This is a genomic window from Methylohalomonas lacus (genome assembly GCF_024808875.1).
Lineage (GTDB): Bacteria > Pseudomonadota > Gammaproteobacteria > Methylohalomonadales > Methylohalomonadaceae > Methylohalomonas > Methylohalomonas lacus.
The window spans coordinates 91252-113357 of the sequence record NZ_JANUCT010000006.1; the positions used below are offsets into that span (position 1 = coordinate 91252).

At 61.0% G+C, this 22106-nt stretch carries 23 protein-coding genes; 9 read left to right on the forward strand and 14 right to left on the reverse strand.

What is annotated here, in order from left to right; genetic code table 11:
• Positions 1–5: 5 nt before the first annotated feature.
• Together pdsS and pdsR are read right to left on the reverse strand one after the other, a co-directional pair.
• On the reverse strand, positions 6–2093 hold the full coding sequence (gene pdsS, locus J2T55_RS05495) for a proteobacterial dedicated sortase system histidine kinase (RefSeq protein ID WP_259054710.1): 2088 nt from the start codon (positions 2091–2093) through the stop codon (positions 6–8).
• Between the two features lie 11 nt (positions 2094–2104).
• Positions 2105–2797, reverse strand: a complete 693-nt coding sequence (pdsR, locus tag J2T55_RS05500; RefSeq protein ID WP_259054711.1) for a proteobacterial dedicated sortase system response regulator — start codon at positions 2795–2797, stop codon at positions 2105–2107.
• A 205-nt stretch (positions 2798–3002) separates the two neighbouring features.
• Here pdsR and J2T55_RS05505 point away from each other — a divergent pair, with 205 nt between their 5' ends.
• The 3 genes from J2T55_RS05505 (at position 3003) to J2T55_RS05515 (ending at position 4893) form a co-directional block, all read left to right on the forward strand.
• Positions 3003–3704, forward strand: a complete 702-nt coding sequence (locus J2T55_RS05505) for an OmpA family protein (protein ID WP_259054712.1) — start codon at positions 3003–3005, stop codon at positions 3702–3704.
• Between the two features lie 3 nt (positions 3705–3707).
• Positions 3708–3830 (forward strand): hypothetical protein, encoded by a 123-nt coding sequence (locus J2T55_RS05510; protein WP_259054713.1) that lies wholly within the window; start codon positions 3708–3710, stop codon positions 3828–3830.
• A gap of 241 nt (positions 3831–4071) precedes the next feature.
• Positions 4072–4893, forward strand: coding sequence for a mechanosensitive ion channel family protein (locus J2T55_RS05515; protein WP_259054714.1), 822 nt, complete (start codon positions 4072–4074; stop codon positions 4891–4893).
• Positions 4894–4902: 9 nt separating this feature from the next.
• On the opposite strand, the gene J2T55_RS05520 is transcribed toward J2T55_RS05515, so the two are convergent.
• The 8 genes from J2T55_RS05520 to J2T55_RS05555 all read right to left on the reverse strand — a co-directional run bounded on the left by J2T55_RS05520 (position 4903) and on the right by J2T55_RS05555 (position 11311).
• Entirely contained in the window at positions 4903–5724 is an 822-nt protein-coding gene (locus J2T55_RS05520) for a tetratricopeptide repeat protein (RefSeq protein WP_259054715.1), read from the reverse strand.
• Between the two features lie 93 nt (positions 5725–5817).
• Positions 5818–6468, reverse strand: a complete 651-nt coding sequence (locus tag J2T55_RS05525) for a site-2 protease family protein (RefSeq protein WP_259054716.1) — start codon at positions 6466–6468, stop codon at positions 5818–5820.
• 50 nt (positions 6469–6518) lie between these two features.
• Positions 6519–6773: a DUF4124 domain-containing protein gene (locus J2T55_RS05530; protein ID WP_259054717.1), complete on the reverse strand. Its 255-nt coding sequence runs from the start codon at positions 6771–6773 to the stop codon at positions 6519–6521.
• Positions 6774–6806: 33 nt separating this feature from the next.
• The gene (lon, locus tag J2T55_RS05535; RefSeq protein WP_259054718.1) at positions 6807–9302 is read right to left on the reverse strand and encodes an endopeptidase La; all 2496 of its coding nucleotides are present in this window, start codon (positions 9300–9302) and stop codon (positions 6807–6809) included.
• A gap of 143 nt (positions 9303–9445) precedes the next feature.
• Entirely contained in the window at positions 9446–10306 is an 861-nt protein-coding gene (ttcA, locus tag J2T55_RS05540; protein ID WP_259054719.1) for a tRNA 2-thiocytidine(32) synthetase TtcA, read from the reverse strand.
• 10 nt (positions 10307–10316) lie between these two features.
• The gene (locus J2T55_RS05545) at positions 10317–10697 is read right to left on the reverse strand and encodes a Rap1a/Tai family immunity protein (RefSeq protein ID WP_259054720.1); all 381 of its coding nucleotides are present in this window, start codon (positions 10695–10697) and stop codon (positions 10317–10319) included.
• A 58-nt stretch (positions 10698–10755) separates the two neighbouring features.
• Positions 10756–10935 (reverse strand): hypothetical protein, encoded by a 180-nt coding sequence (locus J2T55_RS05550; RefSeq protein ID WP_259054721.1) that lies wholly within the window; start codon positions 10933–10935, stop codon positions 10756–10758.
• A 169-nt stretch (positions 10936–11104) separates the two neighbouring features.
• Positions 11105–11311 carry a cold-shock protein gene (locus J2T55_RS05555; RefSeq protein ID WP_259054723.1) on the reverse strand — a complete coding sequence of 69 codons (207 nt, stop codon included), beginning with the start codon at positions 11309–11311 and terminating at the stop codon, positions 11105–11107.
• Between the two features lie 323 nt (positions 11312–11634).
• Here J2T55_RS05555 and J2T55_RS05560 point away from each other — a divergent pair, with 323 nt between their 5' ends.
• A complete protein-coding gene (locus J2T55_RS05560) occupies positions 11635–12945 on the forward strand; it encodes an MFS transporter (protein ID WP_259054724.1) in 1311 nt (436 codons plus the stop codon).
• Positions 12946–12951: 6 nt separating this feature from the next.
• Here J2T55_RS05560 and J2T55_RS05565 read toward each other — a convergent pair whose 3' ends face one another.
• The gene (locus J2T55_RS05565; protein WP_259054725.1) at positions 12952–13482 is read right to left on the reverse strand and encodes a DinB family protein; all 531 of its coding nucleotides are present in this window, start codon (positions 13480–13482) and stop codon (positions 12952–12954) included.
• Positions 13483–13660: 178 nt separating this feature from the next.
• Here J2T55_RS05565 and J2T55_RS05570 point away from each other — a divergent pair, with 178 nt between their 5' ends.
• The 5 genes from J2T55_RS05570 to J2T55_RS05590 all read left to right on the forward strand — a co-directional run bounded on the left by J2T55_RS05570 (position 13661) and on the right by J2T55_RS05590 (position 20278).
• Positions 13661–14182: a MarR family winged helix-turn-helix transcriptional regulator gene (locus J2T55_RS05570; RefSeq protein WP_259054726.1), complete on the forward strand. Its 522-nt coding sequence runs from the start codon at positions 13661–13663 to the stop codon at positions 14180–14182.
• Positions 14183–14270: 88 nt separating this feature from the next.
• Positions 14271–16040 carry an N-acetylglutaminylglutamine amidotransferase gene (locus tag J2T55_RS05575; protein ID WP_259054727.1) on the forward strand — a complete coding sequence of 590 codons (1770 nt, stop codon included), beginning with the start codon at positions 14271–14273 and terminating at the stop codon, positions 16038–16040.
• Positions 16041–16083: 43 nt separating this feature from the next.
• On the forward strand, positions 16084–17847 hold the full coding sequence (gene ngg, locus J2T55_RS05580) for an N-acetylglutaminylglutamine synthetase (RefSeq protein ID WP_259054728.1): 1764 nt from the start codon (positions 16084–16086) through the stop codon (positions 17845–17847).
• A 12-nt stretch (positions 17848–17859) separates the two neighbouring features.
• On the forward strand, positions 17860–19023 hold the full coding sequence (locus J2T55_RS05585) for an osmoprotectant NAGGN system M42 family peptidase (protein WP_407660045.1): 1164 nt from the start codon (positions 17860–17862) through the stop codon (positions 19021–19023).
• A gap of 178 nt (positions 19024–19201) precedes the next feature.
• A complete protein-coding gene (locus tag J2T55_RS05590; protein ID WP_259054729.1) occupies positions 19202–20278 on the forward strand; it encodes an NAD(P)-dependent alcohol dehydrogenase in 1077 nt (358 codons plus the stop codon).
• A gap of 120 nt (positions 20279–20398) precedes the next feature.
• On the opposite strand, the gene J2T55_RS05595 is transcribed toward J2T55_RS05590, so the two are convergent.
• The 3 genes from J2T55_RS05595 to J2T55_RS05605 form a co-directional block, all read right to left on the reverse strand.
• Entirely contained in the window at positions 20399–20545 is a 147-nt protein-coding gene (locus J2T55_RS05595; protein WP_259054730.1) for a hypothetical protein, read from the reverse strand.
• Positions 20529–20942, reverse strand: coding sequence for a hypothetical protein (locus J2T55_RS05600; protein ID WP_259054731.1), 414 nt, complete (start codon positions 20940–20942; stop codon positions 20529–20531). The genes J2T55_RS05595 and J2T55_RS05600 overlap by 17 nt, the downstream gene beginning before the upstream one ends.
• A gap of 344 nt (positions 20943–21286) precedes the next feature.
• The gene (locus tag J2T55_RS05605; protein WP_259054733.1) at positions 21287–22066 is read right to left on the reverse strand and encodes an IS1595 family transposase; all 780 of its coding nucleotides are present in this window, start codon (positions 22064–22066) and stop codon (positions 21287–21289) included.
• Between the last annotated feature and the right edge of the window lie 40 nt (positions 22067–22106).

Genomic DNA, 22106 nt, shown 5'->3' on the forward strand with positions numbered 1-22106 from the left:
GGCAATCATCTGTCAGCAGGCTGCGGCAGCCACAGCTGCATGCGCACGCCGGCACCCTGCTCGAGGTTTTCGGCGCGCAACCGACCCTGGTGGAAATCAGCGATCAGCCGTGCCAGAAACAGACCGAGGCCGAGATGCGCGCCGCTTTTCTGGGTGTTGCTGCGCTGGCTGACGAGCGAGTCGAACAGTTGCCCGTCCATGCCTGCCGGTAACGGCGGCCCCTGGTTGTCGACGGCGATCGTCACCCCGTCCCCCTGTATTTCCAGCTGGATAACGATCGGCGTTGCCGGTGTGGCGAAGTCGTTGGCGTTGCTGACCAGCTTATCCAGCAGCTGCACGAGCAGATCCGGCGCCACGTCCAGCCACACCGGCGCATCCGGGCACCGGTAGACGAACTCGCGCGGCGCGTAGGCATCGCGGTAGCCCTGGATGCAGGAGTCCAGCAAGCCGTTTAGATCGACCGGCTCGGTTTCGGCCGCCTGCAGCGCCTGTTCTAGGCGGGCGGCTTCGCTCAGGCGCGTGACCAGCTGGTTCATACGCCGCAGGCCGTCACGGGCACGCTCGATGAAAACCTCGCGTTCCGCCGCGTCGCTGCCGTCGAGATTGTCCAGCGACGACTGCACCACGGTCAGTGGCGTGCGCAGCTCGTGCGCCAGACGCCCGGCCATGCCTTCGAGGTAATCGTTGTAACGCTGCAGGCGTTCGAGCATGGCAGCGTAGCCGCGCGACAGGTCGCCGATTTCGTCACCGGCGCGGCTCGGCTGCAGGCCGCCGACCACGCGACCGTGTTCGTCGATGGCGGCTTCCGCCTGGCGGTTCAGGTGACGCAGGCGCAGCGACAGGCGCGTGGCGAAGATGAACAGCAGCAGCGTCACCAGGCCGTAGGCCAGCAAAGTCTTGTTGACCAGGCTGGCCAGCGCGGCACGCTTGAGCATCTGGATCTGGTGCGTGGTTTCCTCGACGACCACCGCGCCGCGCACATCGCCGGCGACGCGGATCGGTGCCGCGGCCGAGGCGATCACCGCGCGGCCGTCCGGCGACGCGCGCCAGCGGCTGCGCGCCTGTCCGGCCAGCGCCGCCTGCACATCGGGCCCGCGCAGCCGCGACGCGCCGGCGAGATCGTCGGTGAAGTAACGCGATGGCGGCGGCAGGATCAGGTTATAGAGAAAGCGGCCGCCGGGGTTATCCAGATCGCGGCGGATGTTGCCGTGACTGGCCAGCACCTGGGCATCATTGTTCAGCACCCAGACACGGCGACCCGGATCGTCGGCGGCAAAACCGACGAGCTGTTCAATGCGTGCCGACGAGCTTAGTAACGGATTCGGCCGGCGCGCGGTAGCGGCACCGGCGGTGGCGACATTGTGCGCCAGGCTGCGCGTGTCGGCGTCGTCCATGTCGTGCACGCTGACGCCCAGTCCCTGGTAATCGGCCGGTGGCAGCCGCACTTCCAGCGTATAGCCGTTGCCATTCGGCTGCCATTCGCCGCGGATGTGGGTCGCGTAGTGCTGCACGGTATAAGGATGGTCATAAGCGTCGCGCGCCTCGCTGACGCGGAACGGCCGCAGCGAACCGGGTGCCGCCGGCGCGAAATACCACTGCTGCAGATCGCCGTTGGCACCTTTCAGGGTAATCTGAACATGGTCGCCGTCGCGGTTGTCGTCGCTGGCCGGACGCTGGTAGATCACCCGGTCGTCACGGACCTTGAGCAACAGATACAGGCCACCCCGATCGCGGGCCAGGATCAGGCGGTAGGCCAGCGAGTCGCTGTCGGCTGCCGAATAGGTTTCCGACCAGTCGAGAAAATCCAGCCAATCGTCGCTATAGCCGTCCAGCTCCACCGGCTGGCGCAGGCGGTGCACATACAGCGCCGCCGGCCCGTCCGCGCGTTGCGGAAACAGGTTCGCGCGTTCGTGCAGCGACCCGGCCACCGCACGGGCGCTGGCCAGCAGCGATGTTTCCAGACCGTCGCGCAGGAAGCGTTCCATCTCGCGCAGGTATTCGAGGCCGACGAATGGCAGGCTGATCACCGCGATCGACAGCAGCAGCAGTTTCCGGCGCAGGCTGAACCGCAGGCGATGTTTCTGTTTCCGCATCGTGCCCGCGGTCAGTGACTGTTCCAGCGATAACCCATGCCGTAGACCGCCTCGATACAGTCGAATGCCGGGTCGAGGGCGATGAACTTGCGGCGGATGCGTTTGACGTGCGACGTAATGGTCGCGTCGTCGACGAACAACTCGGCGTCCTGCATGAGCTGATCACGGCTTTTGACGTGGCCGGGTAGCCGCGCCAGCGAATAAACGATCCAGAACTCGGTCAGGGTCAGCTCGACCGGCTGACCGCGCCAGTCGGCGGTCATGCAGGAGCGATCCAGGTGCAGCTCGCCGCTGGTCACCACCTCGCGCTGTTCGGCCGCCCCGCGCAGCGCCTCGATGCGGCGAAACAGCGCCGCCACCCGCGCCAGTAACTGCGCCAGGGTGATGTCCTTGGTCAGGTAATCATCGGCGCCCAGGCGCAGACCCGATACCGTATCCAGTTCCGAGTCGCGCGCCGTCAGGAAAATGATCGGCAGCGCCGCCGAGCGCGCGCGCAGCTCGCGGCACAGGTCAAAACCGCCCTCGTGTTCATCACCGAGGCCGATATCGACGATAACCAGGTCCGGCAGCTTCGAGGCCATGCCCTTCAGGGCCGCCGGCCGGTCGGCGTAAGCCTGAACCTCGTAGCCCTGGCGCTTGAGTGCGGTGGTGTAGTTCTCGCGGATGGCGGGCTCATCCTCGACGATAACGATACGCTTGGCCAACGCTGGCTTCCCTCCCGGTGTTCGGCAATCAGATACAGACGGCATAGTGTCGCGAGCCGGCCATGGACACAAGCCGGACAATCCTTCGTGCCATCGTTTTGCCATGATTCATCGGCGCTTTGCCCGATTCATTCCCGTCCGGCGCCTCCGGCGTGCGCTTTAATCTGTATCGAAATCAACCCCGCAACGTCCGGAGGAACCGACAATGTACAAACGCTACCTTATCACGCTGCTGACCATCAGCCTGCTGGCACCGGCGGCGCATGCCGACAGCGATGTCGGCCTGGAGAAGAACAAGGACGCCGCCGGCTTCGGCCTCGGCGCCGTCATCGGCGGCCTGGCCGGTGGCCCGGTTGGTGCCATCGCCGGCGCCGCCGGCGGTGCCTGGCTCGGCGCCCGGGCGGTGGCAAAGGATCAGCAACGGAGCGAACTCAAGGGCGACCTGACGGCACGCACCGCCGAACTGGAGCAGCTGCGCGAACAGCTGACGGCGCTGGAGGATCGCAACGACCGCCTGCAGAACGTGCGCCTGGATCGGCGCGAACAGAGTGCCGAACGCCTCAGCCGGGCGATCAACCTGGCCGTATATTTCCGCACCGACAGCAGTGAACCGGATACCGGTGCCGATCGGCGGCTGCGGGAACTGGCCGACTACCTGGCCGAGTACCCCCAAATCCGCGTGCATATCGCTGGTCACGCCGATCGCCGCGGCAGCCCGGACTATAACCTCGACCTCAGCCGGCGGCGCGCGGAAAGCGTCGCCTACATTCTGCGCGCGGCCGGCATCGACGCGCAGCGCATTCATATCGAAGCACACGGCCAATCCGCCGCCGAGGCCGAGGATATCGAGGGGCATATCTTCGACCGGCGCGTGAACATCGCGCTCAGTGTCACGGACCCGGTCTAGGTCATGTTCGCCAACCCGCAAACACAGGCTTTCGCCGGACTGGTCTGGCGCTGCCTGCTGGCCGCAACCATAACCGGCCTCGCCTGTGCCGGCCTGCTGATACTCGGAGTCCTGCTGCTGGCCTGACCTACTCCTCCGGTGTGACGCATGGCGCCTCCCCCAACCCCGCCAACCATGCGTTCGCACTTGCCATTATGGCCGGACCGGCACACCCCCGCCGGTACCGGCCACTTTTTTTGCCCGGAATACCTGGCGCATTGCTGTTTGGCAACGCTGCATTCGGCATCCTGCCGTGGTTGTTTTATCATGAATCCAAACCGCGCCCGGCACATCGCCGTCCGTGCCGATGAAAACCTAGGAGGCCTCCATGCAGGAAACAATCATGCACTATGTCACGAGTTATGGTCCGGATCTGATTGCCGCGGCCGTTATTCTGCTGCTCGGCCTGTGGGCGGCCAGGCTGATACGCCGGCTGGTAACCAAGCTCATGGAAAGGCGCCAGATCGATCCGCTAATCGTTACGTTTGCCGGCACGGTGCTGCATGTACTGTTGGTGCTGTTCGTGTTCATCGCGACGATTTCCAAACTCGGCGTACAGACCACTTCCCTGATCGCCGTACTCGGTGCCGCCGGCCTGGCCATTGCCCTGGCACTACAGGGCTCGCTGTCGAACCTGGCCTCCGGCGTCATCATCATCACGCTGCGGCCGTTCAAGGTGGGCGACTACGTCGAGGCAGGCAATCAGGCCGGCATCGTCGAATCGATCCAGCTGTTTTATACCCGCATGCGCAGTCCGGACAACAAGGAAGTGTTGATCCCGAACTCCAACATCACCAGCAATTCGATTATCAACTATACCGCACGCAACGAACGCCGCTGCGACATGGTATTCGGTGTGGCCTACAACACCGATCTCGACCAGGCACGCCGTATCATCAAGCAACTGCTGGCGGCGGACGAGCGCGTCCTCGATGATCCGGAACCGGTGATCGTGCTGGGTGAACTGGCTGATAGCAGCATCAACTTCTGGGTACGGCCATGGGTCAAGACCGAGGATTTATGGGGCTTCAAGTGGGACTTCACGGAAGCGGTCAAGAAGCGCTTCGATGAAGAAGGCATCGTGATTCCGTTTCCGCAGCGTGATATCCATCATTACCAGCACGGCGAGCTGCCCGCGGCAACGGGTTGACGGCGGCATTCAGGGCTGTGCCTCGCCGTCGGTTTCGTCGTCGACATATTTGTCGGCATAGTCCTCGGCTTTTTCCCGGGCGCGTTCGAGATCGGGCTCGTCCATCTTGGTTTCCAGGATGGCGATGTTGAGCTCGGCCAACTGTAGCCCGGCCTGCTCGGCCAGCTTGAACCAGGCGTAGGCTTCCACCCAGTCCTGCTCGACGCCCTTGCCGTCATGGTAGAGGGCGCCGAGACTGTTCTGTGCATCCGGCAGGCCCTGCTCGGCGGCCTTGCGATACCATTCGTAGGCCCTGGCGTGATCCTCATCGACACCGCGGCCGGTAAAATACATCAGGCCGAGGTTGTATTGGCCCTTCCTGCCGCCCTGCTCGGCCGCGCGGCGCCACCATTCAAGCGCCTTGCTCATTTGCGCCTGCACACCCTGGCCGCGGAAATAGATGAGGCCGAGGTTCTGCTGGGCATCGACATAATCAAGTTCGGCGGCCTTTTCATACCACTCGATAGCAGTCGCCATGTTGCGCTCGACGCCGAGGCCGTTGTGATAGAACAGGGCCACGTTGTGCATGGCCTTGGGTTCGCCCTGTTCGGCGGCGCGCTTGTACCACTGCAGGGACTCGGCATAATCGCGTTCCACACCCTTGCCTTCGCGATACATCGTGCCCAGGTAGAAGGCGGCTTTCATGTGATCATCGGCAGCCAGGCGCTCGAACTCCGCAAAAGCGCTGTCGTAATTACCGTCCTTGTAATCCTGGTAGGCGCTGTTGAAATCGGCCAGCACGACAGGGGCGGGCAATAACAGAAACAGCATAAGCAGTGCGGATTTGTGCATGCATGCACCCGTAAAATCGGTAAGTATTACTGAGTCAGAGACGCAAGACGGCGGCAAAGTTCCACATGGCCGCCAATCCGGAGAGGCGTGAAACTAGGTCAGCAGGCGGTAGACCATCTGCTGCACCGACATGACCGCCGGTGTCAGGACTTTGCCCAGGACACCCGTAACCAGTAGTACCAGCAGAATGATGAGCCCATAAGGTTCCAGCCGCGAATAACTGTTCGCCCAGGCACCGGGCAGCATGGACGACACCACCCGGCTGCCATCCAGCGGTGGTATCGGAATCATGTTCAGTACCATGAGCACTATATTGATGATGATACCGGCCGCGCCCATCAAGTATAGGAACTCCACCCCCGATGACGGCAACGCACCCTCGAACAGGCCCGCCAGCTTGATAACCAGCACCCAGAACAACACCATCGCCAGGTTGGCTGCCGGGCCGGCAATGGCCACCAGCGCCATATCACGCTTCGGGTTACGCAGGTTTTCCCAGGTCACCGGTACCGGCTTGGCCCAGCCGAATACAAACGGGCTGACCAGGAGCAACAGCAACGGCATGGCGATTGTGCCGATCGGATCGATATGCCGGACCGGATTCAGCGTCAGGCGCCCCATCATCTCGGCAGTACGATCGCCCAGGTATTTCGCGGCCCAGCCATGTGCCACCTCGTGCAGCGTGATGGCAAAGATGACCGGCAGGGCCCAGACGACGATTTTCTGTATCAGACTGAGTTCCATAGGCGGCGCATTATAGCGCAATCGGTCACGGCTGGGGCTGGTGGCGTCATTCAGTCGTCCCGGGTCGGTGCGAGCGGCATGGCATTACTGTCGTGATGATACTGCAGGCGTTCATAATCAATTCCCGCTGCCGGCGGCTTATCGCTGATCTGCCACTCGCCGTCGGCATCGCGCCATTTGTAAACCGTGGTTTCGGCCGGCGCCAGCGGTGTACCCGCCAGCCATCGCTGGCGGGCATCGCGATCGACGTACAGCCACGCGACGAGCGCGGCAGTGATCAGCAACAGGCCAATGAACCATTTCATGGTTGCTCGGTGTATCACCCGGTAGCGGACGACTCAGGCACTGACCTGCTGACCGGCCTCGGTGGGCGTCAGGGCATGCTCGATTACATCGTCGACGTTTTCCATCCAGACGAATTCCAGCTGTTTGCGGGCACTTTCCGGTATGTCGTCGTAGTCGCGTTCATTGCGTTTGGGCAGCAGCACCGTCTTGATACCGGCACGTGCCGCCGCCACCATCTTTTCCTTGATGCCGCCGACCGGCAGCACCAGGCCGCGCAGGCTGATCTCGCCGGTCATGGCCACATCGTGACGAATGGTACGCCCGGTGACCAGTGAAGCCAGTGCGGTAAACATCGCCACACCGGCGCTGGGACCATCCTTGGGAATGGCACCGGCCGGCACATGGACATGAATATCACTGTTATCGAAGTAACCGGTCTCGATGCCAAGCTGCAACGACCGTGTCTTCACCAGACTCAATGCCGCCTGGGCGCTTTCCTTCATCACTTCACCGAGCTGGCCGGTGAGAATCAGGTTGCCCTTGCCCGGAACCCGGCTTGCCTCGATGAAGAGAATGTCGCCGCCGGTCGGCGTCCACGCCAGACCGGTCGCCACGCCCGGCATGCAGGTGCGCATGGCAACCTCGTTTTCGAATTTCGGCGCCCCCAGTATCTCCTTCAGATCGGACGTATCGATCGCCACCTGTTCGGCGTTGCCCTCGGCGATGGTCACGGCCGCGTTACGCAGCACCGCGCCGATCTCGCGCTCCAGGTTGCGACAGCCGGCTTCGCGCGTGTAATCGCTGATGAGATGCGTCAGCGCGTCATCGCTGATGCTGGCCTGTTCGGCAATCAGACCATTCTGCTTCAGTTGCCGATCGATAAGATAACGTTTGGCAATCTCGAACTTCTCCTCCGGCGTATAACCCGGCAGCTGGATGATCTCCATGCGATCGCGTAACGGCCCGGGAATGTTGTCGAGCACGTTGGCGGTACCGACGAACATTACCTTGCTGAGATCGAAGTCCACACCCAGGTAATTATCCTCGTAGGTCGAGTTCTGTTCCGGATCCAGGACCTCGAGCAATGCCGATGACGGATCGCCCTGGAAGCTGGCACCAAGCTTGTCCATCTCGTCGAGCATGAACACCGGGTTACGGCTGCCGGCCTTGCGAATACTCTGGATGATCTTGCCGGGCATGGCGCCGATGTAGGTGCGGCGATGACCGCGAATCTCGGCCTCGTCGTGTACGCCCCCCAGCGAGGCGCGAACGAATTCCAGGCCGACGGCGCGGGCGATGCTCTGACCGAGCGAGGTCTTGCCGACGCCGGGCGGGCCGACAAAGCACAGGATCGGGCTGCGGCCTTCCGGGTTCAGTTTGCGTACGGCCAGGTACTCGAGGATGCGTTTTTTCACCTTTTCGAGACCGTAGTGGTCCTCGTCGAGAATGCGCCGTGCCGCCTCGATATCGATGGTTTCATCACTGTACTTCGACCATGGCAGCGCGATGAGCGTATCGAGGTATGTGCGCAGCATGGAATACTCGCCCGAGGCCTCGGGCATCTTTTCCAGCCGCTTGAGCTCCTTGCGTGCCTGCGCATCAGCCTCCTCGGGCATACCGGCGTCGTCGATGGCCTGGCGCAGTTCCTCGATCTCGGCATTGTCATCTTCCTCGCCGAGCTCTTTCTGAATCGTGCGCATCTGTTCGCGCAGCACGAACTCGCGCTGGCGCTCGTCCATCGCCTCGCGTGTCTGCTCGTCGATCTTGTTTGACAGCTTCAGTACCTCGATACGGTGACTGAGGTAGTCGATTACCTTGTCGAGCCGTTCCTGGATATCCAGCGTTTCCAGCAGTTCCTGCTTTTCCACCGGCTTGATGTCGATAAAGCTGGCGACCATATCCGCCAGGCCCGACGGCGAAGTCATGTTCTGGATGGCATTGCTGAATTCGGCCGGTGCCTGCGGCAACAGCTCCAGTCCCTCAAACGCCAGCGATTTCAACCGGTGTTCGCGCGCTTCAATGTCGGTGGTGATCGTGCCCTTGTCCTTGAGCAGGTCGACCCGCGACAACAGAAACGGAAAACCTTCCAGGTATTCCAGGGTGCGGAAACGTTGTTCGCCCTGACAGATAATGTGGTAGCTGCCATCGTCGGTTTTAACGTAGCGCAGAATACTGGCCAGCGTACCGTAGCGGTACAGATCACCCGGTCCGGGGTTCTCGGTCTCCGGGTCCTTCTGCAACACGAGACCGATACGACGGCGATTACGGATCGCTTCATCGAGACCGGCCAGAGAACGCTCGCGGCCGACCACGACTGGCAGGATAACGCCGGGGAACAGCACCGTATTACGTACCGAGACAAGGATCAGGACGTCTTCCGGGATGGCCGGCAACAGGCTCTTGCTGTCCGCCGTTTCGGCGGACTGGCTGGATTCTTCCGCTTCTACCGTGTTCGCTTCCTCGTCGTCAGCATAGCGCACGCTATCCGGCGCATCGCTATCGATGGCGAACAGCGGATCGTCGCGATTCTCGTCACGGGGATCGGTCATGCAGGTCTCCGGCCGCAGGCAGGCATTGAAGTTCATTACTGGACTTCAATATGGGTACGCCGGCGGCTGATTACAAGGCCCGTCGGCAGACACGGCGAGCGGCGATTTGTTCGCCGGCTGTGGCCGACCCCGGTAGCACGTGCTTACTGAACACCCTCGGCCTGGCTCTGACGCCGGGGCTCCAGCCAGCGGGCGCCTTCATCATCGGCGTCGACGCCAAGACCGGCAAAATCGAACAGCTCACGATCGAGCATGTGCGACGGTACGACGTTTTGCAGACTGGTCAGCAACGTCTCGATACGGCCGGGATACTGGCGCTGCCAGTCATTCAGCATTTGCTTGACCACCTGCCGCTGCAGGTTTTCCTGTGAGCCGCACAGCGTGCACGGGATGATCGGGAATTCACGCGCCTCGGCGTAAGCCTTGATATCGTGCTCGCGGCAGTACGCAAGCGGCCGGATGACGACATTGCGGCCATCATCGGACTGCAGTTTCGGCGGCATGGTCTTGACCTTGCCGCCGTAGAACATGTTCAGAAACAGGGTCTCCAGCATGTCATCGGCGTGGTGACCGAGCGCGATGCGGGTAAAGCCCTGCTCGGCGGCAAAACTGTACAGCGAACCACGCCGCAGGCGTGAACACAGTCCGCACATCGTCTTGCCTTCCGGGATCACGCGCTTGACCACGCTGTAGGTGTCCTGCTCGAGGATGTGGTAGGGAATAGCGCGGCTGTCCAGGTAGTCCGGCAGCACGTGTTCGGGAAACCCCGGCTGCTTCTGATCGAGATTGACGGCGGTCAGCTCAAAGTGCACCGGTGCACTGCGCTGCAGATCGAGGAGAATGTCGAGCAGCGTATGCGAATCGGCACCGCCGGACAGGCAGACCATGACGCGCTCGCCGTCGCCGATCATGTTGTAGTCCTCGATCGCGCGGCCGACCTCGCGGCGCAGGCGCTTGTGCAACTTGTTGAATTCGTGCTGGGGTTTACGGGCGGCAACGCTCATGGTGATCGACTCAGGTGCTTTCGGGGATGTCGGAACAGGGGTAATTATCGCGCAAGGCCTCGCTGACAAGCAAAAAGGCCGGTTCATCGAGGCGCTCGGGATGCGCCTGCAGCCATTCGCTAACCTGGCCGGTAACGTCCGCCAGGGCCTGCGTTTCGGGATCGACACAGAACAGCCGCTCGTCTGCCGGCGCCATCTCCTGCAGGCTGGCCAGAGTCTGCACCAGCCCGGAGACGAACTGCATGCAGTAGGATGTCGGGGCACTTGCGCCGGCGTCCGGCTGGCAATTCGCCAGCAGTTCGGCACCAGTCAGCAACGCCTCGTCGCCGTCGGCCTGGGCCAGCACTGTCAGCGGCAACAGCAGTAGCGTAAACAGCCATCGTTTCATCATCCAGCAACCTCGTCCGGTCATTCAGCCATGCCGCCGCGGCGACCGGGACCTCAGTACCTCAGGCCAGCACGATCAGCAGCAGGACGAATAATACCACCGCCGCAAGCGGCCAGATCACGGCCGGCCAGTCTTTTTCCGCTTCCCGGGAGCGCTGCAATGTCTGCTTGATGCCCGGCCAGAAGAAAAATATCAGCACCAGCGCGCCGACACCGAGTAACAACTGTTCCCATAAAGCCATCGATTCCGTTTCCCGTTCAGTCGCTGTATTGAAATACCCGCCGCGGATGATCGCCTGATTGAGCGCCGGGCTCAAGCGACCGCGTCAACGCCGGCCGGGCATGCCCCTGGCATAAAAAACCCCGCCGGTGGCGGGGTCTGGAGCGTAAGCATGATTATTATTTATTGGCTTACTCTTTGACGACCACCTCGGTCGCATGAGCCCCCTTTGGCCCTTTTTCGAATTCATAACTCACGGCCTGACCTTCGTTCAGGGTACGGTAGCCATCCGCCTTGATCGCGGAATAGTGCACGAACACATCATCACCACCGCCTTCCGGCTCGATAAAACCAAATCCCTTGGCCGCATTAAACCACTTCACAGTACCGGTACTCATTACATAAATCTCCCAACAAAACTTATTATTGACTCAATCCCCAGATACAACCCGGCCACAGGGTCCCGGCCATAACTGTCGCATGCTGCCGGTAAGCGCCTGTATTCGTGGCTGTATTGTTTCCAAGCATAGACCAATCATCTGCTCAAGGCCATACATGGCACGGCTTCTTTGGCCGGATTTTCCCGGCAAAAGCCGCTCATTTCGTGCGCACGTCCTGATTGCACTGCAACAAACAGCCACGCATGCAATGACCTCACAGGCAGTGCCAACAATTTATAATGAACAATCCGGCCACCGACACAGGGATAGATTGAACCCGTATGATTCCCCGACAACGCCTTGACGCCATCTATGCTTACCTGGCGAACGAGGAAGACGCCCGCGTTTGCCGCGACATCTCCGACCAGGCCTGCCGCGAGGTGCCGCGCAATTTCTTTCTCATCATTGCCGCCAACACACTCAGCAAACTGGGCGACACGCTCAGCAATCCCAAGACCGTACTCAGCTGGCTGCTGGAATACCTGCAGGCACCGCTGTACCTGATCGGCCTGCTGGTACCGATCCGCGAATCCGGCTCGCTGATCCCGCAGCTGGCGATCGCCAGCTACATCCGCCGTCTGGCTGTTCGCAAGTGGGCCTGGGTCGGCGGCAGCCTGGTGCAGGCACTCAGCATCGCCGCGATTGGCGTGGTGGCCATGCTGGCCGAGGGGGCAGCGGCCGGCTGGCTGATCATCGGCCTGCTGGTGATTTTCAGTTTCGGCCGCGGGCTCTGCTCGGTCGCCTTCAAGGACGTGCAGGGCAAGACCATCCCGAAAACCCGGCGCGGTCTGCTGGGCGGCTATAGCGCCAGCATCGCCGGCTACATCGGCCTGGCCGTGGGACTGGGATTCCTGCTGTTCGACCAAGACGCCGGTGCCGCTTTCTATGGCGGACTGCTGCTGCTGGTCGCACTGACCTGGCTGCTGGCAGCGGCCCTGTTCAGTGGCGTTGTCGAGGACAGTGGCGAAACCGGCGGCGGCGGCAATGCCCTGGCCGAGGCCCTGCAGCGCCTGGGACTGCTGGCCAGCGACCGTGGCTTCCGGCGCTTCGTCATCACCCGCGCGCTGCTGCTGTGCTCGGCGCTGACCGCACCGTACTACATCGTCCTGGCGCAGCAGGAGTCGCACGCTGGCGATCTGTCCCTGCTCGGCCTGTTCATCATTGCCAACGGCCTGGCCAGTAGCCTCAGCGCACCGTTCTGGGGCCGGCTGTCGGACCGTTCCAGCAAGACGGTGATGATTGCGGCGGCGCTACTGACCGGCGCGCTCGGCATCGTAACGTTCGTCATCGCCACCGGCGTGCCGTTGCTGCATGAAAGCCGGTGGACCTACCCGCTGCTGTTCCTGCTGCTGGGTATCGCCCACAGCGGCGTGCGGCTGGGCCGCAAGACCTACATCGTCGATCTCGCCGGCGGCAACAGGCGCACCGACTACGTCGCCGTCAGCAACACCGTGATCGGCGTCATGCTGTTACTGATGGGCGGTCTCGGCGCGCTCGCCTCGGCCACCTCGGCCGCCGGCGTGATACTGCTGTTCTCGCTGCTTGGCCTGGCCGGCGCGCTGGTCGGCCGTGGCCTGCCGGAGGTCGAGTAACGCGCCTCAGCCGGTCGCGGTCGGCTGCTGCAACTCGAGCCCCGGCAGCCACAGCAGATCGGTGACGCCCGGCTCAACCCCGGCCTGCTTGAGCAGCGTCGTCACCTGGCCGCGGTGGTGCGTCTGGTGGTTGAAAAAATGCAGTAGCGCGTCACCGCGCCGGAAGCTGCGCGGGTTCGGGCTGACCAGGCTGGTGAAGGTGAACGGCTGCGCCAGCCAGACGTCGTCCAGCGTCGCCACCCAGTCGCTGATCTCGGCATCCAGCCGCGCGCGGGCCGTGCTCAATTCAGCGAAATCCGCGTGCACCGTCTCGTCCAGCGCACTGAAACGGCGCCGCGGCGCGACCTGATAGAAGCGATCCAGCCACAGCATATCGGCCAGCAGAATGTGGTTCAGCGTGCCGCTGATGGAACCGAAAAACGCGCCGCGGTCACGTTCGCGCTCAACCGCCGGCAGCTCGCCACAGCGCGCGTACAGCCGCTCGTTCATCCAGCGATTGTAGTCCGCCAGGGTCTGGAAAATCGCCGCCTGCTGCATGCTCTGTCCTCCTTGTTGCTCATCGCTCAGGCTATTACAACCCTAAATATTAGGGCGTTCCACCATGCCCATCACCACTGCGCAATCTACTGATTAAAAAGCTGATTGGCACTGAATTGGCGTGCCGGAACTGACGTCTTCTGGAATATTTATATAGAACCCTATATAATTAGTAGCCATGAAAAACAGCCAGCCCCGTGAACAATTCGGTGACGACATTCTCGTCGCCCTGCGCCGTATCATCCGTGCCGTCGACCTGCAGTCAAGACAGCTGGTGCGCAGTCATGGCCTGACCGGCCCCCAGGCGCTGCTGTTGAAGGAAATCATCCTCGCCGGCGAACTCACCGTCGGCCAGCTGGCCGAGCGCGTCAGCCTGAGCCAGGCGACGGTCACCGATATCCTGCTGCGGCTGGAACGTCGCGGTCTAATTGAGCGGCAGCGCTCGCATGCCGACAAGCGCCGGGTGCTGGTCCATATTACCCTGGCCGGACGTCAGCTCATGAAAACCTCCCTGCCCCTGCTGCAGGAGAGTTTTCTCGATAAGGTCAACCAGCTGCAGGAGTGGGAGCAGACCCAGTTGCTCGCCTCACTACAGCGGCTTGCCAACATGATGAACGCGCAGACTTTCGAGTCTGATGACCGTTACGGCAGTGAAGCCGACAACGCTGAAGATCCGGCCCTGCGCCAGTCCGTTCAGTAGGCAGCGACGCACATCCCCCGTGGCTGGCCACCGGCCGGTCTCACGCAAGCAATATTTCTGAAAATACAACAGGGAGTTCAGGTAACCCATGTGTGGAATTGCAGGAGAAGTCCGCTTTGACCAGCGCCCGGCGTCGCTGGAGCGCGTCCAGCGCATGACCAACGCCATGCGCGCGCGCGGCCCGGAGGGCCAAGGCGTGGTCGGCCACGGCCGTTATGCCTTCGGCCATCGGCGGCTGAAAATCATCGATCTGAGCGATCGCGGCCAGCAACCGATGGAAGATCCGCTACTCGGCCTGACGCTGGTATTCAACGGCTGCATCTACAATCATAAGGAGCTGCGCCGCGACCTGGAGTCCAAGGGCTACCAGTTCTTCTCGACCAGCGATTCCGAGGTCATCCTCAAGTCCTATCACGCCTGGGGTGAGCATTGCGTCGAACGCTTCAACGGCATGTTTGCATTCGTCATCTACGAGCGTGACAGCGGCCGCGTATTCATGGCCCGCGACCGGCTTGGTATCAAGCCGCTGTATTACCAGAAAGCGCCGGGCGTGCTGCGCTTCGCCTCGTCGCTGCCGGCACTGCTCAAGGGCCGCCGCAGCGGTCTGGATATCGACCCCGGCGCCCTGCACCACTACATGATGTTTCATTCCGTGGTACCGGCACCGCGAACCATCATCAAGGGCATCTGCAAGCTGGCCCCGGCAACCGCAGTGACTTTCGAGCCGCACGGCACCGCGCGTGAGCGCCGCTACTGGGATCTCGACTTTGACCGCGAGCTGCCGCTGAAAAGCGAGGCCGAGATCAAGGAAGCCCTGCTGGAACAGTTGCGCAACGCCGTGTCGCGGCGGCTGATCGCCGACGTACCGGTCGGCGTACTGCTGTCCGGCGGTGTCGACTCGAGCCTGATCACCGGTCTGCTGGCCGAGGCCGGCGCCGAGGACCTGCAGACCTTTTCGGTCGGCTTCGAGGACGTCGGCGGCGAAAAGGGCAATGAATTCGATTATTCCGATATCGTCGCCAGACACTTCGGCACCACGCATCACAAGATCGAGGTCGACTCGGACACCCTGCTCGGCAACCTCGAGGCCTGCTTCCAGGCCATGTCGGAACCGATGGTCAGTCACGACAACATCGGTTTCTTCCTGCTCAGCAAGCACGTCTCGCAGCACGTCAAGGTCGTACAAAGCGGCCAGGGCGCCGACGAGGTATTCGGCGGCTATCACTGGTATCCGCCGCTGATGGACACCGACGATGCGCTGGAAACCTATCGCCAGGCGTTCTTCGATCGCGACCAGGATGAATATCAGCAGGCGATCGCCGAAGCTTACGCCGGCGATGACGTCAGCCTGGAGTTTGTACGCGAACACTTCGCGCAACCGGGCGCCAGCCATGCAGTGGACAAGGCGCTGCGCCTGGATACCACCGTCATGCTGGTTGATGACCCGGTCAAGCGGGTCGACAACATGACGATGGCCTGGGGACTGGAGGCACGGGTGCCGTTCCTGGATCACGAACTGGTCGAATTTGCCGCGGCCATACCGGCACAATACAAGGTCGGTAACAGTGGCAAGCATATCCTCAAGGAAGCCGCGCGCGAGATAATTCCCGATGAGGTCATCGACCGGCCCAAGGGCTATTTTCCGGTGCCGGCGCTAAAATATCTTGAGGGTGGCCAGCTCGATTTCGTCCGTGACGTGCTCAGCAACCAGGCGGCGCGCAAGCGCGGCCTGTTCAAACAGGCCTACCTGGACAAGCTTCTGGCCAACCCGGGCGAACACATTACGCCGCTGCGCGGTTCCAAGCTGTGGCAGGCGGCGACGCTGGAATACTGGCTGCAGAGCCACGGTATTGAATGAACGTATGAACTACACTCACTGAAAGTGCACCTGAAGCTGTACCATGACTGACCGCCGTTATTACAAGGACCGCATGCGCCGGCACAATACGCCGTCGCTACAACTGCTCGATAGCAATGACAAGATTGCCTATCCGGAAGAAGAGCAGCAAATGCCGAGCAATGTAGTCATCGAGTGCGGCTGGGGACGGTTGATCTTCGGTCATACCTTTGCCGACGCCCACAAGCTGGTATCGACCATCCGCGCCGAGGAGGAAGATAAGCGCGACATCGCCCTATACCTGCGCGATCCGCATGTCGTGTTATCGCTGGCGCCACAGTCACTGTTCCTGGATCCTTCGCATACCTACCGCCTCTGGTTCAGCAATTACCGAAGCTCGCGGGTACTGCCACAGGGTTACGAGATCCGCAAGCTGCAGAACCAGCGCGACATCAAGGCCGTCAATCGCATTCTGCGCACGCACGGCATGGTGCCGATTGACGAGGATTTCATTTACCGGCATCGCGATTCCAGGAGTTTCACCTATTTCATAGCCGTCAACCCGACGGACAGCTCAGTTATCGGTGTGATTACCGGCGTCGACCATGTCGAGGCGTTCAACGACCCGGAAAACGGTTCCAGCATGTGGTGCCTGGCGGTCGATCTGCAGGCGCCCTATCCCGGTATCGGTCGCGCGCTGGTGGCGCATCTTGCCGATCACTACGCCGCGCGTGGCCGTGCGTTCATGGACCTTTCGGTCATGCACGATAACGAGCAGGCCATTCATCTATATGAAGACATGGGCTTCGAGCGCGTGCCGGTGTTCTGCGTCAAACGCAAGAACCCGATCAATGAAAAACTCTATATCGGCCCGAAGCCGGACGCCGACCTGAACCCCTACGCCGCCATCATCACCAACGAAGCGCGCCGACGCGGCATTGCGGTAGATATCCTCGACGCCGAGGAAGGCTACTTCCAGCTGCGCTTTGGCGGTCGTTCGGTCACATGCCGCGAATCGCTGAGCGAATTGACCACGGCAATCGCCATGAGCCGCTGTGCCAACAAGAAGGTGACCTGGAAAATCCTGCGCCAGGCCCGCGTGCATGTCCCGGAGCAACAGATTGCCGGCGACAGTAATGCCAATGAAAAATTTCTCGATAATTACAAAAGTCTTGTCGTCAAGCCTCTGGAAGGGGAACAGGGCAAGGGCGTACATGTAAATATCGACACTTATGACGATCTCCATGCCGCCGTCAGTGACGCCAAACGCTACTCTGACAAGGTATTACTGGAAGAATTCGTTCACGGGGACGACCTGCGCGTCATTGTCATCAATTACAGGGTCGTGGCAGCCGCCGTACGCAAACCGGCCCAGATCACCGGCAATGGCCAAGACGATATCGAAACTCTGATCCACAAGCAGAGCCGCCGGCGTTCAGCAGCAACCAAGGGTGAAAGCCAGATCCCCATGGATGACATCACCGAACGCTGCGTCACTCGCCATGGCTATGGCATGAAGGATGTGCTCGCCTACGGCAAGACAATAACCGTACGCGATACAGCCAACCTGCACACCGGCGGCACTATCCACGATGTTACCGAGAAACTCAGCGAAGAATTCAAGCAGGTATCGGAGCGTGCCGCCCGGGCCATGGATATCCCGGTGGTTGGTCTGGACTTCATCACGCCGGATGTCACCGGTAACGAGTATGTTATTATCGAGGCCAACGAACGCCCGGGGCTGGCCAACCATGAGCCGCAACCGACCGCGGAACGTTTCATCGATTTTCTGTTCCCACAGACCGCCCCGGAAACAAACAAGTCATAAAATCCCACTGTTATGAGCGAAGAACAAGCCAAGTCGGCAACACCTATCCGTAAAATTGACATCGATATAGAGTACGTCAAGAAGACGCTGCTCGAACTGCTGGCGATCCCCAGCCCGGCCGGTTTTACCGACGAGGCGGTGCGCTATACCTGCAAGCAGCTCGAGGATTTCGGCCTGCATTACGAAATAACCCGGCGCGGCTGTATCCGTGCCGACATGAAAGGCCGCATCTATAGCCCGGATCGGGCCATCGTCGCACACCTCGATACCATCGGCGCGATGGTCAAGGGACTGAAGGACAACGGCCGTCTCGAGATCGTCCCGGTCGGCACATGGTCAAGCCGCTTTGCCGAGGGCGCTCGGGTCACTATTTTTTCCGACGAGACCCAGTACCGGGGCACGGTATTGCCGGTGAAGGCCTCCGGTCACACCTTCGATACCGAGGTCGACACCCTGGAAGTGACCTGGGCCAATGTCGAACTGCGTGTCGATGAACAGGCCTTTTCGAAACAGGATCTGGTCAGTCTCGGCATCAACGTCGGCGATTACATCGCCGTCGATCCGCAACCGGATATCAGTGACTCCGGTTTCATCAATTCACGCCACCTCGACGACAAAGCCGGTGTCGCCGTTCTGCTTGCCGTAGCGAAGGCGGTCAGTGAATACAAGCTGCATCTGCCGGTGGACTGCCACCTGCTGTTTACCATCAGCGAGGAAGTCGGCTCCGGCGCCTCGGCGGTATTACATCAGGACGTTGCCGAGATGGTCTCGATCGACACCGGGCCGGTGGCTCCCGGCCAGAGCACCGACGAGTTCGGCGTGACGATCGGCATGCAGGATTCAAGCGGCCCGTTCGACTACCACCTGACGCACAAGTTGATCAATCTGTGCAAGGAACACGGCATCAATCACAAGCGCGATGTATTCAAGTACTATCGCAGCGACAGCGCCTCGGCACTGGAGGCGGGTAACGACATCCGTACTTCATTGCTGTGTTTCGGTGCCGATGCCACCCATGGCTACGAACGCTGTCACATTCGCAGTCTGCAGGCCCTGGGCCAGTTACTGTGCTGCTACATCCAGAGCGAACCGACCTCCAAGCACGACCAGTACGAACTCGGCCCGCTGACCGGCTTCTCACACCTGCCAGTCGGAGACCTGCAAACAGAAGACTGATCAGAGACAAAAGCCAGTACATAAAAGCCGCTTCCTCCGGGAGCAGCTTTTATGTATGTAACAATGATATTGGTGCCGAGTATATTGCTATCCTGGCGAAACAGACTGGCAACTGACAATCGTCAGTCTGCGTGTTCTGAACTATACTGCATGTACAATACCTCACGGAGCAGTACTGATGGCTGAGAAAATGAAAGCGGCCCTGTTCATCGAGCCTGGCCGGATTGTTCTGGACGACAAACCGGTACCGGACATCGGCCCCAACGACGCGCTGATTCGCATCACCACGACGACCATCTGCGGCACCGACATTCATATTCTCAAGGGTGAATACCCCGTCGAACGGGGCCTGACCATTGGCCATGAACCCGTGGGCATCATTGAAAAACTCGGTTCCAACGTCGCTGGCTACGAGGAGGGACAGCGTGTCATCGCCGGCGCCATCTGCCCGAGCGGTTATTCCAATGCCTGCCTGGAGGGTCTGCACTCGCAGGACGGCCAGTCTGCCGCACACGGGCTAAAGCCGCTCGGCGGCTGGCGTTTCGGCAACACCATCGACGGCAGCCAGGCCGAGTATCTGCGCGTGCCCGATGCCATGGCAAACCTCGCTCCCGTCCCGGATGCACTCACCGACGAACAGGTGCTGATGTGTCCGGATATCATGTCGACTGGCTTCGCTGGTGCCGAGGCAGCCAATATCAAAATCGGTGATACCGTCGCCGTCTTCGCCCAGGGGCCTATAGGACTGTGCGCCACCGCCGGTGCACGGCTACGCGGTGCCACTACCATTATTGCCGTCGACCGCGTACGCGAGCGCATGGATGTATCGCAAAAGCTGGGCGCCGACGTAGTGATCGACTTCAGCAAGTCCGATCCCGTCGACGAGATCCTGAAGCTGACCAACGGCCGCGGCGTTGACGCCGCAATCGAGGCACTGGGTCTGCAGTCGACCTTCGAGGCCTGCCTGCGCGTACTCAAACCCGGCGGCACCCTGTCCAGTCTCGGCGTTTACTCCAGCGATCTGAAGATCCCCCTGGATGCCTTCTGCGCCGGCCTCGGCGATCACCGTATCGTCACCTCGCTATGCCCCGGCGGCAAGGAACGCATGCGCCGTCTGATGAACGTTATCGAGGCGGAACGGCTCGACCTCAAGCCATTGGTCACGCATCACTACAAGCTCGACCAGATCGAGGAAGCCTACGACCTGTTCGGTAACCAGCGTGACGGTGTCCTGAAAGTGGCCATAAGCACGTAAGGTCTATAGCACATAAAATGATTCATTCCGCTTAGCCAAAGCCGCTTTAATCGATAAGATGCGTTGAAACTAAAAAGCCGCTCAACAGAGCGGCTTTTTAAAGCTATCCCTGGCGAAGTCTCAGTTGGTGTTGGCACCACCCCTGGCACCAGCACTACCGCTGCTGCCCGCACCGACACCGCGTTCGGAAGCGCCGGCACTGCCGCTGGCTTCGGCCCCGGTTTTAGCCCGGTCGCGTGCTGAGTCCGCTTTATCGCGCGCGCTCATAGGCATCACCCGCTCTATCGCGACTATCATCGACGGCTTCTCCAGCCCGGTCGCTGGCCGCCGAACCATCGGCACGGGCGCCGCCTCCGGCGCGGGTCTCGCCGGCCGGCGTCCTGGCGGAACCTCCCGCCTCGGCCCCGGCACCAACATCCCTGCTTCGGGCGGATTCATCGGCGGCTCGCTCAATGGCACTATCGGCTCTGTTCATGGAGCGATCTGCGCCTTCCATGGCCCGATCACCGGCACGATCCAATGTGCGATCGGCGTTCGCACCTGCACCGACACCGGCTTCGGCCTCAGCACCGACGCCAACATCAGCCGCCGGCACGGTGCTGAATACCAGCAGACCGGTGGTCAATACACTTGCCTTGAGCAGACTCGTCTTATCAAGCTTCATTTCCATACTCCTCGCGGCTGCTTGCCGCATAGCAATTTACGAATAAGGCGTCTTACCCGTTTGCCATGTTGGAAGGCTGCGACGAGGGACTATTCAGCCAGATTACGTTAATCACTTCACATAGTGTGAATTGGACATGCGTCAATTTTGCACACCAACCTGGCCTGCTACCGTTCTTTACTTATAGAGCGCGCCGGGGAGGATGACTCGGCGCTTCGCGCCTCGCCCTGCGGGCCGCCTTGCTGACGCTCGGCGTTCAGCCGTGCAGGCGCGGCTGTCGAACCGGATTGTTGATGCGGTCGGGGGTTCGAAATATCCCGATACCACAAAATAAAAGGTAATACCTAACGAATCCGGACCAAAAGTGGTCGTATATCATTGTAGTTCAGGTGCTTCATAAGGCTTAAAACCGGGGGTTTCAGGTTCTCATGCCGGTGATTGAAACGGTAGCAAACTTCCCCCAGATAAAGGTGAAAGAATTTCCGGGGCACACCTCGGTAAGGATAGAGCCAGTGCTTGGCATAACTCCAGAATCCCTCGATGCCGTTGATGTGGTCCCGGCCTTTCGGCACACCGTCCTGTTTGTGGACCGTGATGTAGTCGCCACGAACGGCCAGGGCAACGTAGGCCTGCCAGTCGTCGGTGTAGTACAGACTGCCCGGCCGGGTGTGCGCCTGGATGAATCGAAGTACCTTCTGACCACTGCGGCGGCTGATCGGAAACACCTGCACCGTACCGTTGCGCTTGAGGACACCGAAGACGATGATTTTGCCGGCGGTGCCCCAACCGCGTTTGCCCTTTTTTCGGCCGCCAAACGTCGTTTCATCGCATTCGAGGTGGCCTTCGAAAGGCTCGCGCAACAGCTCCTCATAGGCGCAACAGGCGCGTGCGAGCCGGTAGAAACGCTCCACCGCGGCGAGACTCGCGTCCGCCAGGAAGCGTTGCCGGTAAACCGGCACGCCGAGGACAAATCGTTCCAGCAGCAGTTGTTTGGTGCGCTCGGGCAGGCGGCTCGCTTGCCAGACCGTCCTGACGCGATAACGGTGACCACATTGTCGGCATTTATGGCGGCCATCAGCCAGCTTCCAGCTGCGTGTGTAAAAACATTGAGGACACTTTTTCATCGCCAGAACAGTATAGTTCTGGTCCAGTTTGGTTAGGTAT

What these genes read in the sequence shown, in the direction of transcription:
- J2T55_RS05575 (WP_259054727.1), top strand. Translation starts at nt 14,271, where the DNA reads ATGTGTGGAATTGCAGGAGAAGTCCGCTTTGACCAGCGCCCGGCGTCG.
- ngg (WP_259054728.1), top strand. Translation starts at nt 16,084, where the DNA reads ATGACTGACCGCCGTTATTACAAGGACCGCATGCGCCGGCACAATACG.
- J2T55_RS05585 (WP_407660045.1), top strand. Translation starts at nt 17,860, where the DNA reads ATGAGCGAAGAACAAGCCAAGTCGGCAACACCTATCCGTAAAATTGAC.
- J2T55_RS05555 (WP_259054723.1), bottom strand. Translation starts at nt 11,311, where the DNA reads ATGAGTACCGGTACTGTGAAGTGGTTTAATGCGGCCAAGGGATTTGGT.
- J2T55_RS05515 (WP_259054714.1), top strand. Translation starts at nt 4,072, where the DNA reads ATGCAGGAAACAATCATGCACTATGTCACGAGTTATGGTCCGGATCTG.
- J2T55_RS05530 (WP_259054717.1), bottom strand. Translation starts at nt 6,773, where the DNA reads ATGAAATGGTTCATTGGCCTGTTGCTGATCACTGCCGCGCTCGTCGCG.
- J2T55_RS05595 (WP_259054730.1), bottom strand. Translation starts at nt 20,545, where the DNA reads ATGAGCGCGCGCGATAAAGCGGACTCAGCACGCGACCGGGCTAAAACC.
- J2T55_RS05525 (WP_259054716.1), bottom strand. Translation starts at nt 6,468, where the DNA reads ATGGAACTCAGTCTGATACAGAAAATCGTCGTCTGGGCCCTGCCGGTC.
- lon (WP_259054718.1), bottom strand. Translation starts at nt 9,302, where the DNA reads ATGACCGATCCCCGTGACGAGAATCGCGACGATCCGCTGTTCGCCATC.
- J2T55_RS05590 (WP_259054729.1), top strand. Translation starts at nt 19,202, where the DNA reads ATGGCTGAGAAAATGAAAGCGGCCCTGTTCATCGAGCCTGGCCGGATT.
- J2T55_RS05510 (WP_259054713.1), top strand. Translation starts at nt 3,708, where the DNA reads ATGTTCGCCAACCCGCAAACACAGGCTTTCGCCGGACTGGTCTGGCGC.
- J2T55_RS05565 (WP_259054725.1), bottom strand. Translation starts at nt 13,482, where the DNA reads ATGCAGCAGGCGGCGATTTTCCAGACCCTGGCGGACTACAATCGCTGG.
- J2T55_RS05545 (WP_259054720.1), bottom strand. Translation starts at nt 10,697, where the DNA reads ATGATGAAACGATGGCTGTTTACGCTACTGCTGTTGCCGCTGACAGTG.
- J2T55_RS05560 (WP_259054724.1), top strand. Translation starts at nt 11,635, where the DNA reads ATGATTCCCCGACAACGCCTTGACGCCATCTATGCTTACCTGGCGAAC.
- J2T55_RS05550 (WP_259054721.1), bottom strand. Translation starts at nt 10,935, where the DNA reads ATGGCTTTATGGGAACAGTTGTTACTCGGTGTCGGCGCGCTGGTGCTG.
- pdsS (WP_259054710.1), bottom strand. Translation starts at nt 2,093, where the DNA reads ATGCGGAAACAGAAACATCGCCTGCGGTTCAGCCTGCGCCGGAAACTG.
- ttcA (WP_259054719.1), bottom strand. Translation starts at nt 10,306, where the DNA reads ATGAGCGTTGCCGCCCGTAAACCCCAGCACGAATTCAACAAGTTGCAC.
- J2T55_RS05570 (WP_259054726.1), top strand. Translation starts at nt 13,661, where the DNA reads ATGAAAAACAGCCAGCCCCGTGAACAATTCGGTGACGACATTCTCGTC.
- J2T55_RS05605 (WP_259054733.1), bottom strand. Translation starts at nt 22,066, where the DNA reads ATGAAAAAGTGTCCTCAATGTTTTTACACACGCAGCTGGAAGCTGGCT.
- J2T55_RS05520 (WP_259054715.1), bottom strand. Translation starts at nt 5,724, where the DNA reads ATGCACAAATCCGCACTGCTTATGCTGTTTCTGTTATTGCCCGCCCCT.
- J2T55_RS05600 (WP_259054731.1), bottom strand. Translation starts at nt 20,942, where the DNA reads ATGAAGCTTGATAAGACGAGTCTGCTCAAGGCAAGTGTATTGACCACC.
- J2T55_RS05505 (WP_259054712.1), top strand. Translation starts at nt 3,003, where the DNA reads ATGTACAAACGCTACCTTATCACGCTGCTGACCATCAGCCTGCTGGCA.